The sequence below is a fragment of the Nocardiopsis sp. NPDC006139 genome, assembly GCF_040614155.1.
GTDB classification, from domain to species: Bacteria; Actinomycetota; Actinomycetes; order Streptosporangiales; family Streptosporangiaceae; genus Nocardiopsis; species Nocardiopsis changdeensis.
This window is the reverse complement of the sequence record NZ_JBEXTT010000030.1, coordinates 1-13,636: the sequence shown is the minus strand read 5'-3', so window position 1 is coordinate 13,636 and position 13,636 is coordinate 1. Positions and strand designations below refer to the sequence as shown.

General features: G+C 73.4%; 15 protein-coding genes. 7 read left to right on the top strand and 8 right to left on the bottom strand.

Annotation, left to right across the window (positions count from 1 at the left end; all coding sequences use genetic code 11):
* Positions 1-15: 15 nt before the first annotated feature.
* Complete coding sequence (locus ABZ249_RS28915) at positions 16-168, bottom strand: hypothetical protein (protein WP_355269119.1); 153 nt, start codon at positions 166-168, stop codon at positions 16-18.
* A gap of 119 nt (positions 169-287) precedes the next feature.
* Between ABZ249_RS28915 and ABZ249_RS28910 the strand changes: the two genes are divergently transcribed.
* Both ABZ249_RS28910 and ABZ249_RS28905 read left to right on the top strand, forming a co-directional pair.
* Positions 288-1,034, top strand: a complete 747-nt coding sequence (locus ABZ249_RS28910) for an XRE family transcriptional regulator (protein ID WP_355269117.1) — start codon at positions 288-290, stop codon at positions 1,032-1,034.
* Positions 1,035-1,042: 8 nt separating this feature from the next.
* Positions 1,043-1,510 (top strand): NUDIX domain-containing protein, encoded by a 468-nt coding sequence (locus tag ABZ249_RS28905; protein WP_355269115.1) that lies wholly within the window; start codon positions 1,043-1,045, stop codon positions 1,508-1,510.
* Between the two features lie 313 nt (positions 1,511-1,823).
* On the opposite strand, the gene ABZ249_RS28900 is transcribed toward ABZ249_RS28905, so the two are convergent.
* From ABZ249_RS28900 to menB, 4 genes are all read right to left on the bottom strand, one after another.
* Positions 1,824-2,390: a dihydrofolate reductase family protein gene (locus tag ABZ249_RS28900; RefSeq protein ID WP_355269113.1), complete on the bottom strand. Its 567-nt coding sequence runs from the start codon at positions 2,388-2,390 to the stop codon at positions 1,824-1,826.
* A gap of 164 nt (positions 2,391-2,554) precedes the next feature.
* Complete coding sequence (menD, locus tag ABZ249_RS28895; protein WP_355269111.1) at positions 2,555-4,270, bottom strand: 2-succinyl-5-enolpyruvyl-6-hydroxy-3-cyclohexene-1-carboxylic-acid synthase; 1,716 nt, start codon at positions 4,268-4,270, stop codon at positions 2,555-2,557.
* A 157-nt stretch (positions 4,271-4,427) separates the two neighbouring features.
* Positions 4,428-5,402: an o-succinylbenzoate synthase gene (locus tag ABZ249_RS28890; protein WP_355269109.1), complete on the bottom strand. Its 975-nt coding sequence runs from the start codon at positions 5,400-5,402 to the stop codon at positions 4,428-4,430.
* Positions 5,399-6,238 (bottom strand): 1,4-dihydroxy-2-naphthoyl-CoA synthase, encoded by an 840-nt coding sequence (gene menB, locus ABZ249_RS28885; RefSeq protein ID WP_355269107.1) that lies wholly within the window; start codon positions 6,236-6,238, stop codon positions 5,399-5,401. The genes ABZ249_RS28890 and menB overlap by 4 nt, the downstream gene beginning before the upstream one ends.
* Positions 6,239-6,478: 240 nt before the next feature.
* On the opposite strand from menB, the gene ABZ249_RS28880 reads away from it, so the two are divergent.
* From ABZ249_RS28880 to ABZ249_RS28870, 3 genes are all read left to right on the top strand, one after another.
* The gene (locus tag ABZ249_RS28880; RefSeq protein ID WP_355269198.1) at positions 6,479-7,642 is read left to right on the top strand and encodes an AMP-binding protein; all 1,164 of its coding nucleotides are present in this window, start codon (positions 6,479-6,481) and stop codon (positions 7,640-7,642) included.
* A gap of 441 nt (positions 7,643-8,083) precedes the next feature.
* Positions 8,084-9,478 (top strand): RNA polymerase sigma factor, encoded by a 1,395-nt coding sequence (locus ABZ249_RS28875; RefSeq protein ID WP_220560436.1) that lies wholly within the window; start codon positions 8,084-8,086, stop codon positions 9,476-9,478.
* Between the two features lie 133 nt (positions 9,479-9,611).
* The gene (locus ABZ249_RS28870; RefSeq protein ID WP_220560434.1) at positions 9,612-9,965 is read left to right on the top strand and encodes a hypothetical protein; all 354 of its coding nucleotides are present in this window, start codon (positions 9,612-9,614) and stop codon (positions 9,963-9,965) included.
* A 22-nt stretch (positions 9,966-9,987) separates the two neighbouring features.
* Here ABZ249_RS28870 and ABZ249_RS28865 read toward each other — a convergent pair whose 3' ends face one another.
* Together ABZ249_RS28865 and ABZ249_RS28860 are read right to left on the bottom strand one after the other, a co-directional pair.
* Positions 9,988-10,365, bottom strand: a complete 378-nt coding sequence (locus ABZ249_RS28865) for a GntR family transcriptional regulator (RefSeq protein WP_220560433.1) — start codon at positions 10,363-10,365, stop codon at positions 9,988-9,990.
* Positions 10,366-10,481: 116 nt separating this feature from the next.
* Positions 10,482-10,874: a hypothetical protein gene (locus ABZ249_RS28860; protein ID WP_220560432.1), complete on the bottom strand. Its 393-nt coding sequence runs from the start codon at positions 10,872-10,874 to the stop codon at positions 10,482-10,484.
* A gap of 145 nt (positions 10,875-11,019) precedes the next feature.
* Between ABZ249_RS28860 and ABZ249_RS28855 the strand changes: the two genes are divergently transcribed.
* Both ABZ249_RS28855 and ABZ249_RS28850 read left to right on the top strand, forming a co-directional pair.
* Entirely contained in the window at positions 11,020-11,637 is a 618-nt protein-coding gene (locus tag ABZ249_RS28855; protein WP_355269103.1) for a helix-turn-helix domain-containing protein, read from the top strand.
* A 121-nt stretch (positions 11,638-11,758) separates the two neighbouring features.
* Positions 11,759-12,541, top strand: coding sequence for a sporulation protein (locus ABZ249_RS28850; RefSeq protein WP_355269101.1), 783 nt, complete (start codon positions 11,759-11,761; stop codon positions 12,539-12,541).
* Between the two features lie 51 nt (positions 12,542-12,592).
* Here the strand turns inward: ABZ249_RS28850 and ABZ249_RS28845 are convergent.
* On the bottom strand, positions 12,593-13,636 hold a 1,044-nt coding region (locus ABZ249_RS28845; protein WP_355269099.1), incomplete at its 5' end, for an ATP-binding cassette domain-containing protein.

Genomic DNA, 13,636 nt, shown 5'->3' with positions numbered 1-13,636 from the left:
TGACCTCGCGCGTGGTCACTGGTACTTGTAGCGCTTGTCCTCGGTGCCGCTCCGGCTGCTCGTCCCCTCGGTCATCTCCACCGCATCGCCGAGTTCGATGACGTCGGGGAAGAAGGGTTCCGGTCCGGATACCTCCACCGCCTGTACGGGGTGGGCGTGTTCCTGCATCGCTGCACGCTCCTTCGTGTGCGCCGGTGATGTGGTCCTCAGTTTGTTCCTGGACCGGAGGACGGATCTACCGCACGAAGGACACCTCGAAGGACGTCCTGCTGCGATAGAACGTCCCCATGCCCCCTAACGAACGGCTTCGCCTCTGCCTGGAGCAGTCCGGGCACACGGTGGCCTCACTCGCCGAGCAGGTGCACACCGACCCCAAGACCGTGGCCCGCTGGATCAGTACCGGGCGTGTGCCCCACCGTCGCAACGCCCATGCGGTGGCCAGAACACTCGGTGTGGACGTCCACGAACTCTGGCCCTCTCTGGAGCAGAGGAGGGAGAACGGAACGGGCGCGGAACAGGACCTGAAGTCCGTTCACCTTCAACGCTCCGAGGTACCGATCGAGCAGTGGCGGACGATGTTCGCGGCCGCGACGAGGTCGATCGACATCCTGGTCTACGCGGCCCTGTTCCTCCACGAGCAGATCCCCGGTTGGAACGACCTGCTCAGAGAAAAGGCCGAGAACGGTGTCCGAGTGCGTGTGCTCATCGGAGACCCCGGCTGCGAAGCCGTGCGTGTACGCGGGGAGGAGGAGAACTTCGGTCACGGCATCCAGTCCCGGTGCCACCTGGCCGCGATGCACTACCGGCCGTTGGCGATCGTGCCCGGAGCCGCGGTGCGGGTGCACTCCACGACGCTGTACAACTCGCTCTACCGGGCCGATAACCACATGTACGTCAACACCCACCTGTACGGGGTCAACGCCTACGGCAACCCGCTACTACGGCTTGAACGAATCACCCGAAGGGGACTGTTCGACGCCTACGCCGCCAGTATGGAAGCCGTATGGAACGATGCCCGCCCGTTGGAGGGGTGAACCGGAACATGGCCCGTACCGAGTACTACGACGACCCGGCCGCGCCGGTCCCGAACAGCCTGGTGGTCGCGGCCAGCGCGGCCGTCATCGACGGCAAGGGACGATTGCTGCTGCAGCGGCGGGTGGACAACGGGCTGTGGGCGATGCCCGGCGGGGCGATGGAGATGACCGAGAGCCTGCCGCAGGCGGCGGTGCGCGAAGTACGGGAGGAGACCGGGTACGAGGTGGAGGTGACCGGCCTGGTCGGCACCTACACCGACGCCCGGCACGTCATCGCCTACAGCGACGGCGAGGTCCGCCGCCAGTTCAACGTGTGCTTCCGGGCCCGGGTGGTGGGCGGACAACTCGCGGTCAGCAACGAGTCGCACGAGGTGCGCTGGTTCGCGCCCACCGAGATCGAGGACCTGCCGATGCACCACACCCAGCGGCTCCGGGTGGAACACGCCCTACGGGACGGCTCCGCCCACGCCGGATGAGCCCGCCCATCCGTCGCGGCTCTCACCCCTCGTGCTCATGCACGGGTGAGCCGGACAGCACCGTGACGTGGACGTGCCCCCGGGTCCCGCGGGCTGCGGGGCCCGGGACACCGCGGTCGGATCTGGTCGGTGCCGCCGGGAGTCTCGAGCCGGGCCGAGAAGACCAGAGAGGCCGCCCGCGCCGTCTTCGGCCCGCACATCGTCCGCCACTACGCCGCGGCGGGCTGGGCGGAACCGGCGGCGTTCTCCGACACCGTGACCGATTTCGAACGCGGCCGAGGCGGGCTCCGGTCCGTGCGTGCGGCCGCGCCGGTCAGCGGACCACGCGGTAGCGGAGGTAGACCACCTTCGAGGAGCCGACGGGGCGGGACTCGACGGGGTCGAGGTCCACATGGCGCTCGGCCCGGGGGAAGAACGGGGTGCCGCCGCCGACCAGCACCGGGTGGACCCGGAGCCGGTACTCGTCGATCAGGCCCAGCGCGGCCGCCTCGGCGGCCAGGGTGGCGCCGCCGATCGCGATGTCGCCCTCCCCCGGCTCGGCCCGCAGCCGCTCGACCTCCTCCGCCAGGCCGCCGGACGCCAGGCGGGTGTTGCCCTGCACCTCGGAGAGCGAGGAGGAGAAGACCACCTTGGGCAGCGCCCGCCAGAGCTCGGCGAACGCGCGCGTCGGGTGGTCGTGCTCCGGGTGCTGGTCGGCCGTCTCCCAGTACGTCATCGTCTCGTACAGACGCCGCCCCAGCAGGTAGGCGCCGGTCCGGCGCACCTCGTCGGTGGCCAGCTCGAAGACGTCCCGGTCGGGCGGCGACCAGTTGAATCCGCCGTCCGGCCCGGCGATGTAGCCGTCCAGCGAGACGCCCATCGAACAGGTCACGTTGCGCATCGGGGGTTCCTCCTCGGTTCCGGGTTCGACGGTACGACCACCGAACGCCCCGGGACTCATCGCGACGCGCGAAAATCGCGGAGACCTCGCGGAAAGAACCGCCCCGCCGGACCGGGTCCGGCGGGGCGCGGTGGGCACAAAGGCTACAGGGCTCGGCCGGGGGGCTACAGGGCCTCGGCCAGGGCCGCGTCGACCGCCGTCTGCAGGCGTCTGCGCAGGGCCGCGCTCTCGGCGCGGTCGGTGCGCACCTCCACGATGCGCACCCCCTCCCCCAGCAGCGCCTTGGGCAGGTCGGTGGCCCACTCCAGGTGGACGTAGGGCACGTCCGCCATCGCCGCCACCCGCTCCATCGACACCCCGTGCGGGGTCCCGAAGACCCGCTCGAAGTCCGGGTGCCCGGCCTGCTCCAGGCCGGAGAAGATCCCGCCGCCGTCGTTGTTGACCACCACGATCGCCAGGTCCGGGCGCGGCTCCCCCGGCCCGATGATCAGCCCGTTCTGGTCGTGCAGCACCGCCAGGTCGCCCAGCAGGGCGAACGCCCCCGCGGCCGGGTCGGCCGCCTGGTGGGCCAGGGCGGCGCCGATCGCCGTGGACACCGTGCCGTCGATGCCGCTCACGCCCCGGTTGCCGACCAGGCGCACCCCGCAGCGGGCGCGCATGGTGGCGTCCAGGTCGCGGATGGGCATGCTCGAACCCGCGAACAGCAGCGACCCCGCGGCCAGGTGCGACACCAGGTCGCGGGCCAGCCGCGGCTCGGTGAGCGTCTCCTGCTCGTCCAGCACCGCGTCCAGCGCCGCGCGGGCCGCGGCCTCGGCCCGCAGCCACAGCCGCGACCAGTCGGTGCGGCGCGGCTCGTCGAAGGTCAGCGCCGGCGGGGCGGCGACGGCGGCCACCACGTCGGTGGCGGTGCGCGCCGGGTCGGCGAACCCGTCCGGCAGCGCCGCGCACGGGTCCCCCAGGGACCCCGCGGTGACCACCACGTGGCGGCGGGCCCGGCGCAGGAACGCCAGGGTCTGCCGGGACAGGTTGGGCCGCCCCACGCTCACCACCAGGTCCGGTGCGGGTCCCGCGGCGATCGCCGGGGACGCCAGCAGCTGCCGGTAGGCGGAGACCGCGCCCGTCCGGCGGGCGTTGGAGGTGGGTTCGGCCAGCAGCGGCCAGCCGGTGAGCTCGGCCAGCGCCAGGAACGGCACCGGGTCGTAGTCGCCGTCGCCGCACACGATCACGCCGCGCTCCACGTCGGGCAGCACGAAGGCCGGGGGTTCGGCGAACGGCCCCGGGCGCGAGATCCACGGCGCCCCGCCGGCCCGCCCCTCCAGGGGCTCGGGCCACTCCCGGCCGGGGCCGTCGGGGGTGAGCGGGTCGCGGAACGCCACGTTCAGGTGCACCGGCCCGGGCCGCCCGCCGCGGGCGGCGCCCCAGGCGCGCCCCACCAGCGAGCGCCAGTAGGCGACCATCCCCGGCACGGGGTCGGGCGTGCCGACCTCGGCGAACATCCGCACCGCACCGCCGTACAGGCCGATCTGGTCCACGGTCTGGTTGGCGCCGGTGCCGCGCAGCTCGGGCGGCCGGTCGGCCGTCAGCACCAGCAGCGGCACCCCGCTCTCGTCGGCCTCCAGCACCGCGGGGTGGAAGTTGGCGGCGGCGGTCCCGGAGGTGCACACCACGGCCACGGGGCGGCGCGACGCCCGGGCCAGTCCCAGCGCGAGGAAGGACGCCGACCGCTCGTCCACCCGCACGTGCACCCGGATCCCGGGGTGGGAGACCAGGGCGAGCGCGAGCGGCGTCGAGCGGGACCCCGGCGCGACCACGGCCTCGGCCAGGCCGCAGCGGGCCAGTTCGTCGACGAGGACCCGCGCCAGGGCGGTAGACGGATTCATCCAAACGCTTTCGTTCGTCAAAGTGTGCAACAAGTATCACCGCAGGACGCCGGGGTGCCGCCCGGCACCCCTCTTCTCACGGGCGCACACCTCCCAGTGAACCCCGTTCGGGCGCGAACGGCGAACGCCCGCCCGTGTGATCCGTGTCCTGTACCGGTCAATCCCGGCGGTCGGCGGCAATGGCGGCCGCGGCGCGGGCGCGCCAGGGCCCGGGCTCGGTCTCGACCGCGCGCAGCCGCTCCTCGTCGACCTCCACCGCCCGTACCGGCAGGTACCCGTTCTCGGGAAGCAGCGGGTCGGCGGTGACGTCGGCGGTGAGCATCTGCATGGTCGCCAGGCCGCACGCGTAGGGCAGCTCCGGCAGGGCGGCGGCCAGCGCCACCCCGGCGGCCAGGCCCACCGACGTCTCGACGGCGCTGGAGACCACCACCGGAAGCCCGCAGGCCTCGGCGACCCGCAGGGCGGCGCGCACCCCGCCCAGGGGCTGCACCTTGAGCACGACGATGTCGGCGGCGTCGGCGGCGCGCACCTTCAGGGGGTCCTCGGCGCGGCGGACCGACTCATCGGCGGCCACCGGCACGTCCACCCGACGGCGCACCGCGGCGAGTTCGTCCAGGGTGGCGCAGGGCTGCTCGACGTACTCCAGCCCGTACCGGTCCAGGGCGCGCACCATCCGCACCGCGGTGTCCACGTCCCAGGCCCCGTTGGCGTCCACGCGCACCTTCCCCGAGGGGCCGATGGCGTCGCGCACCGCCTCCACCCGGGCCAGGTCCTCGGCGGGGTCCTGACCCCGCTCCGCGACCTTCACCTTGGCGGTGGCGCAGCCGCCCGCGGCGACGATGGCGTGGGCCCGCCCGGGGTCCACGGCCGGGACGGTGACGTTGACCGCGACCCGGTCGCGCACGGGGGCGGGCCACCCGCGGTGGGCGGCCTCATGGCAGGCCGCCCACCAGCGGGCGCACTCGCGCGGGCCGTACTCGGCGAAGGGCGAGAACTCGCCCCACCCGGCGGGCCCGCGCACCAGCATGCCCTCGCGCACGGTGATGCCGCGGAACCGGTTGCGCAGGCCGATGGCGAAGGCCCGGCCCGCTCCGGGGCCGGTCTCCGCGGCGGGGTCGGGGGACGGTGTCACGGGCGGCGCGGGAACTTGTCGAACTCCGGACGGCGCTTCTCCTTGAAGGCGTCCCGGCCCTCCTGGGCCTCCTCGCTCATGTAGTAGAGCATGGTGGCGTCGCCGGCGAACTGCTGCATCCCGGCGGCGCCGTCGCTGACGGCGTTGATGGCGCCCTTGAGCATGCGCAGCGCCAGGGGGGACTTCTCCAGCAGCTCGCGGGCCCAGGAGACGGTCTCCTTCTCCAGGTCGGCCAGCGGCACCACGGTGTTGATCATGCCCATGTCCAGCGCCTCCTGGGCGCTGTACTGGCGGCACAGGTACCAGATCTCGCGGGCCTTCTTCAGGCCGACGGTCTCGGCGAGCAGCCAGGAGCCGTAGCCGCCGTCGAAGGAGCCGACCTTGGGGCCGGTCTGGCCGAACTTGGCGTTGTCAGCGGCGATGGTGAGGTCGCAGCACACCTGGAGCACGTTGCCGCCGCCGATGGACCAGCCGGCGACCATGGCGATGACCGGCTTGGGCAGGCGGCGGATCTGCACCTGGAGGTCCAGGACGTTGAGGCGGCCGATGCCCTGGCGGGCCACGGCGTCGTCGCCGATGTAGCCGTCGTCGCCGCGGATCTTCTGGTCGCCGCCGGAGCAGAACGCCTGGTCGCCCGCGCCGGTGAAGATGATCACGCCCACCTCGGAGTCGTCGCGGGCGATGTTGAACGCCTGCTGCAGCTCGAAGAGGGTCTGCGGCCGGAACGCGTTGTGCCGTTCGGGCCGGTTGATCGTGATCTTGGCGATGCCCTCCGCGGTCTCGTAGATGATGTCGGAATACTCGCCCGACCGCTGCCAGTCGATCACGCTGCTCACGGCTACTGCTTCTCCTCACGGGACATCGGAACGGCGGGTGCCCGGACCGGCTCCCACGGAGCCCCCTCCGGGGCGACCCCCGCGTCAACCCTACGCATTGTGCCAGGCCGACGGGGACGACCGGGTACGCCCCCCGGGAGCGTGGCGGGCGTACCCTTGTGCCCCGTGGCTTCCGTGAACCTTCCCGACGTCCCCGACCCGACGACCGCCGACGGCCCGGCGCTGCGCGCCGCCGTGGGGCTGGAGCCGGATCACCTGTCCGACCTGCTGGCCGCGGCGCTGGAGGGCGGGGGCCCTGCGCTGATGCCGGTGCCCGCCGGGACCCCGGACGCCCGGGTGCGCGAGCTGCTGGGGGCGATGCGCCCCTCCTCGGTGCTGACCCCCGAGGGGGAGTCTCCCCTGGAGGGCGGTCTGCCCGCCTCTCCCGGGACGGCCCTGGTGGTCACCACCTCCGGGTCGACGGGCGCGCCCAAGGGCGTGGAGCTGTCGGCCGCGGCGCTGCTCGCCTCGGCGCGGGCGTCGGTGGCGCGGATCGGGGCCCGGCCGGGCGACTCCTGGCTGTGCGTACTGCCCGCCGGGCACATCTCCGGTCTACAGGTGATGCTGCGCGCCCTGGTCACGGGCACCGGGGCGGTGCACGCCCCGTTCTCGGTGGAGGGGGTGCTCTCCCTGGCGGAGGGGCTCCGCCCGCACGTGTCCCTGGTGCCGACCCAGCTGCGGCGGCTGCTGGCCGCGGGCGCGGACCTGTCGGTGTTCGGGGTGATCCTGCTGGGCGGCGCGGCCGCCGAACCCGAGCTGCTGGCGGCGGCGCGCGCCGCCGGCGGCCGGGTGGTCACCACCTACGGCATGAGCGAGACCTGCGGCGGGTGCGTCTACGACGGCGTGCCCCTGGACGGGGTGGGGGTGGCGACCGACGCCCCGGGCCCGGACGGCGCCGGCCGGGTGCTGCTGTCGGGGCCGACCCTGCTCACCCGCTACCGGACCGCGCCGGGGGCGGATCCGGTGCCGGGCCCGGACACCGCCGCCGACGGGTCCCGGGTGCTGCGCACCAACGACCTGGGGCGCTGGGACGGGGAGCGGCTGGAGATCCTGGGCCGGATGGACGAGGTGATCAACACCGGCGGCCACAAGGTGGTTCCCGGGCAGGTCAACGCGCTGATCATGGCCGACCCGTCGGTGGCCGAATCGGTGGTGGTGGGCCGCCCCGACCCCGAGTGGGGGGAGCGGGTGTGCGCGGTGGTGGTGCCCGCCGACCCGGCCGCGCCGCCCGCCCTGGAGCACCTGCGGGCGGTGGTGCGCGACCGGCTGCCCGCCTATGCGGCCCCGCGCGAGGTGGAGGTGCGCGACCGGCTGCCGATGCTGGCCTCGGGCAAACCGGACCTGGTGGCGCTGCGCCGCGGCTGAGGCCGCGGCCGGGCGGGCGGTCCGTGCCCCGACCGGGGCCGGCCGCCACCACATGAGAGGACATGTCCGCCCATGTGGGGAACTTCCCCGGGCCGCCCGGCGTCTACCTGAGTATCCGGGCCGCCCGAATGCCCGGACCCCACGGCCCCTCTGCCAAGGAGGTCCGCAGTTGGCGACAGCCACGAGTCCACCCGCCCACGCCCCTGCGCCCTCCCCCGCGCCCGGAGCGCCGCGCCCCGGCACGGCCGCCCGGGCGGGCTCCCATACCCGCTGCCTCCCGCCGCCCGCCACTGAACGCGCGGTGATCCATACCACTTCGAAAGATATCCAATCGAGACGGGGAACATTTGACACCCCGACACGTTGGACATATTGGCGCGTCCAGTCGGCGGGAGCCTTCCGCCACGTGCCACACGTCATGGAAGGGAGGGAGGTGTCCGGATGACGAGCTCCGCCCGGACCCGTTCGGCGCCCACCGACGGCACCGCTCCGCTCGCGGCGGACCGCGCGGCGCTGACCGACCTGCTCGCCCGCGGGCGCGCCCAGGGGCACCTGTCCCTCGCCGAGCTGCGCACCGCCTTCTCCGCGGCCGGAGTCTCCGCCGGCGACGGCCGTGCCATCCTGCGTGAACTCACCGACCACGGGGTCCGGCTCGCCAACGGGGGCGACCACTCCGCACCGGTGGCCGAACCCGACGCCGAGGACGACGTGCTGGAAAACACTCTCATCGCGACGGTGCCCGACACCGACGAGGCACCCAAGGCCGCATCCGGCAAGGTCGCACCGCGCAAGGGCCCCTCCCCCCGGAGGAAAACCCGCACCACGCGGCGCACCAAGAAGACCGAGGACACATCCCAGGCCACCATCGACCCGGAGACCGGCGAGGCCGACCTGGACGACCAGTCCCCCGCCATGGGCGACTCCGTCCACACCTACCTCAAGGCCATCGGCCGCCGACAGCTGCTCACCGCCGAGCAGGAGGTCGAGCTGGCCAAGCGGGTCGAGGCGGGCCTGTACGCGGAGTACCGGCTGGGCCTGCACGGCGAGGTCGACACCTCCGTGCCGATGTCCGAGGCCGAGCGCGACGAGCTGGAGTGGATCGCCGAGGACGGCCGCAAGGCCAAGTCCCACATGCTGGAGGCCAACCTGCGCCTGGTGGTGTCGGTGGCCAAGAAGTACAGCGACCGGGGCATGTCGCTGCTGGACGTGGTCCAGGAGGGCAACCTCGGCCTGATCCGCGCGGTGGAGAAGTTCGACTACACCAAGGGCTTCAAGTTCTCCACCTACGCCATGTGGTGGATCCGCCAGGCGATCCAGCGCGGTTTCGCCGACTCGGCGCGCACCATCCGCCTGCCCGTCCACGTGCTGGAGCTGCTGAGCAAGGTCAGCCGCCTGGAGCGGGACATGCACCAGGCGCTGGGCCGCGAGCCCACCCCGGAGGAGCTGGCGCTGGAGCTGGACAAGACCCCGGCCCAGATCGAGGAGCTGCTGCGGGTCACCCGCCAGCCCATCAGCCTGGACTCCACCATCGGCGAGGACGGCGAGACCCGCATCGGCGACCTCATCGAGGACGTGGACGCCTCGGAGGCCTCCGAGGTGGTCGACCGCCAGCTCATGGCCGACCAGCTGCGCAACGCCCTGTCCGACCTGGAGCCGCGCGAGGCGACCATCATGTCGCTGCGCTTCGGCCTGATGGACGGCCGGCCGCGCACCCTGGACGAGATCGGCAAGCACCTGGGGCTGACCCGGGAGCGCATCCGGCAGCTGGAGAAGCAGTCGCTCTCCAAGCTGCGCCACCCGAGCCGCGCCCAGCAGCTGCTCGACTTCGCCAGCTAGCCGCCGACAGGGGCCGCCTCCCGCACCGGGGGGCGGCCCTTCGGCGTGTCCGGGATCGGGGATGTCCCTGAACCTTCCCCGGGATCGGGGCCGAGGGGCTCCCGGGGTCCTCGGCGGGTGCCACTATGGGGAGATGACCGACAGCACCTCCCAGCGGCAGGCCGATATCGCCGCCGCGCTGCGCGCCGGCCGCGAGCTCGGGCCCGAGTACGACGACGCGCTGGCGACCTCTCTGATCGAGCGCATGGACGACGCCATCGACACCAGCGTCCGGCGCCACCTGGAACACCGGCAGCGCGAGCACAAGGAGAAGGTGGGGGTCCCCTCCAACACGGTGCGGATGGTGCTGTCCCTGGTGTGCCTGGGGGTGAGCCTCCCCGCCACCGCGATCGTCGCGGCCATGGTGGGCGGGGCCGCCGCCATCGCCGCCGTGTGGGCGGGCCTGATCCTCTTCTACCTCGTCTCCGTGCTGGGCCTGCGCCGCTGAGCGGCGCCCGGCCCGCGGAGCCTCAGCCCGTGGGCCGGGCGGAGTCCAGCGCGGCGCGCAGGATGTCCACGGCCTCGTCGTGGTCCAGCCCCACCCGGGAGATCACCTCGGCGTAGGCGCGGGCGGCCGCCAGCGCCTCCGCGCGCTGGTCGTCCCCCGCGGCCGCGATGAAGGTGCCCGAGCGGCCCCGGGTCTCGACGACCCCGGCCTGCTCCAGTTCGCGGTAGGCGCGGGCCACGGTGTTGACCGCCACCGACAGGTCCCCGGCCAGCGCCCGTACCGTCGGCAGCCGGTAGCCGACCGGGAGCTCCCCGGCTGCGGCCGCCATCGCCACGGTCGTCCGGATCTGCTCATAGGGCGGTACCTTCGACGTCGGGTCGACGCGGATGAACTCCGCCATCTCCTCCTGCGCTCCCCACGTTCGGCGTTCGTGCTCCGGGCCCCATACCCGTTCGCGCCCAAAACTACCGTGCGTGCGGGCCCCGCGCCCGCGGGGGGCGCGGGGCGGCGCGGACGTCAGAGGGCGCCGACCGTGCGGGGCACCCGCGGCACGCCGTGCAGCCGGTGGGCCTCACGGGCGGTGAGCAGCTGTTCGGCGACCTCGGTGGCCTCGCGCACCGCGGGCCGGGCCAGCCGCTTGCGCCGGTGGATGCGGTCGCGGTAGCCCTTCTCCCCGACGAGCACGCGCTCGCGGGCGTAGGCGGCCCGCATCGCCTCGGTGAGCGCGGTGTCCAGCGCCAGCGCGCGCTCGTGCAGCTCCTCCACCGCGGCCCCCGACTCGCGGGCCTCCTCCAGCGCCGCCTGGGCGGCCGCCACCTCCCGCAGGAGGTCGTCGAGCCGTCCGGCCCGTTCGCGGTCGGCGACCAGGCTCTCCCGCGCCTGCGCCGTGCCTCGTCCGCCAAGTCCCATCGCTCGCTCCGTTCACCGGGTACACCGCCTGCAATGGCACTGTAGTGGTGACGTGGATCATGAGGCGAGCCGGATCGTGCGTCGGTGATGGCCTCGACGCACAGAAAACGCCACATTTGATGACAAAACTTCCGAAAGGAAACAAGTGAGTAGGAACTACGCGGGGCTCAGCCGGGAGCGCATCATCCTGGAGGCGCTCCACATCATCGCCGGGCGCGGGCTGGGCGGGCTGTCCATGCGGCGGCTGGGCGACGCCCTGGAGGTGGAGGCCATGGCCATCTACCACCACTTCCCCCTGGGCAAGGAGCAGCTCTTCAACGCCATCGCCGCCTACGTGACCTCCCCCGGCGCCACCGGCGACGCCCTCCCGGAGGAGGCCGACGACCAGGACGGCGGGGAGCCGCAGGAGGACGGCGCCGAGGAGGCCGACACCCGCCCCTGGGACGAGCGCCTGACCTCCTGGGCCGACGGGTACCGTGCCCGGCTGCTGGAGTACTCCGGCGCCCTGTCCCTGCTGGTGCACCGCGCACCCGCCACTCCCGCCGACGCCGCCGCCCGCGCGCTGGTCCACCGCGCCTTCACCGACGCCGGGGTGCCCGAGGGCGACCTCGACCGCGCCGCCGACGCCCTGTACGCCCACTGCCTGGGCGCCGTCGTCCACCAGGTCCGCCACCAGGACGACGAGGACGCCCCCGACGCGGAGGAGGCCGCCGCCCGCTTCCACTACGGGCTGCGGGCCCTGCTGCGCGGACTCGCGGCCTGAGGGGAACCGGGACCCGCCGCCGGCCGTCTGTACGTGTGAGGGTGCCGCTCTCCCCTATGCCCGAACACTCCCGAACGCCCCGCCCGGATCGGCACCGCCGGGGCGGGAACAGGAAAGGCCCATGGTTCTCAAGCGTCTGCTCGCCGGCATCGGTTTCGGCGGGGCCTCGGTCGAGACCCACCTGGACTCGGCGTCCACCCGTCCCGGCGGCACGGTGCGCGGCACCGTCCTGGTCGAGGGCGGGAACGTCGAGCAGGAGGTCGAGGAGCTCACCGTGGGCCTGCAGGCCGCGGTCGAGTCCGAGATCGGTGACAGCGAGGTCACCTCCCACATGGAGTTCCACCGGGTCCGGCTGGGCGGGCGGACCGGCCTGGTCCCCGGACAGCGGTTCGAGGTCCCCTTCGAGCTGCCCGTGCCCTGGGAGGCCCCCGTCACGTCCCTGGGCGGCCAGCGGCTGTACGGCATGAACCTCGGCGTCAACACGCGCCTGGCCGTCGCGGGCGCCGTCGACCCCGGCGACCTGGACCCGGTGGCGATCGAGCCGCTGCCCGCCCAGCAGGCGGTGCTGCTCGCGCTGGACTCCCTGGGCTTCCGGTTCAAGAAGGCCGACCTGGAACGCGGGCGCATCGCCCGCACCCGCCAGCGGCTGCCCTTCTACCAGGAGATCGAGTACTACGCCCCGAGCCGCTACCGGGGCCTGAACCAGCTGGAGCTGTCGTTCGTCACCGACGAGCACGGTATGGACGTGGTCCTGGAGCTGGACAAGAAGCCGGGGCTGTTCACCGAGGGGCGCGACACCTTCAAGAGCTTCAACGTCACCCACGAGCAGGCGGCCGCGATGGACTGGAGCCGGGAGCTGGACCGGTGGGTCGACGCCCTGGCCGGGCGCCGCGACCTCTTCTGACGGTTCGGGCCGGCGGTCCCGGCCGGGGCGGCGCCCCGGCCGGGCCCCGGCTCAGGCCCCTTCGGCGCGCTCGCGGACCCGCTCGGCGCGCAGCTCGCGCGCCTGGTCCGGGTCGAGCACGGGTGCGGCGTTGAGCAGTTGGCGGGTGTAGTCGCTCTGCGGGTTCTCGTAGATGGAGTCGCTGTCGCCCAGCTCCACGATCTCGCCCTTGCGCATCACCGCGACCCGGTCGCTCACCTGGCGCACCACCGCCAGGTCATGGGCCACGAAGATGTAGGTCAGCCCGAAGTCGTCCTGCAGCTCCGACAGCAGCCGCAGCACCTGGTCCTGCGTGGACACGTCCAGCGCCGACACCGGCTCGTCGCAGATGATCAGCTTCGGCTTGAGGATCAGCGCCCGCGCGATCGCGATCCGCTGGCGCTGACCGCCCGAGAACGCGTGCGGGAACCGGTTGTAGTGGCCGGGTTCCAACCCGACCCGGTCCAGCAGCTCCTGCACCTCGCGCTTGATCTTCTTGGTGTCGCGCTCGCCCTGCACCCGCAGCGCCGTCCCGATCGCGTCGCCCACCGTCACACGCGGGTTCAGCGACGAGTACGGGTTCTGGAACACCATCTGCACATCACGCCGCAACGGACGCATCCGGTGTTCGGCGATGTGGGTGATGTCCCGCCCCTCGAACACGATGGTGCCCTCGGTCGGCTCCAGCAGGCGCATGACCATCCGCGACAGCGTGCTCTTGCCCGAGCCCGACTCGCCCACGATCCCCAGCGTCTCGCCCCTGTACAGGTCGAAGCTGACGCCCTTGACGGCCCAGAAGTCGGTGGAGCGCCCCCACATCCCGCCGCGCACCTTGAAGCGCTGGCCCACCCCCGAGACCGTGAGCAGGGCCTCCCGCCCGCCCTCGGGCTCCTTGGGCGTGAACGCCGCGAACCCCTCCCGCCCCGGGGTCTCCCCGGTGACCGCACCCGCGGCCCGCTGCTCCCCGCGTTCGCGCTCGGCCCGGTCGGCGCGGTCCTGGGCGCGGCGCTGGGCCCGGGAGACCTCCACCCGCGGCACCGCCGCCAGCAGCGCCTGCGTGTAGGGGTGCTCCGGCTC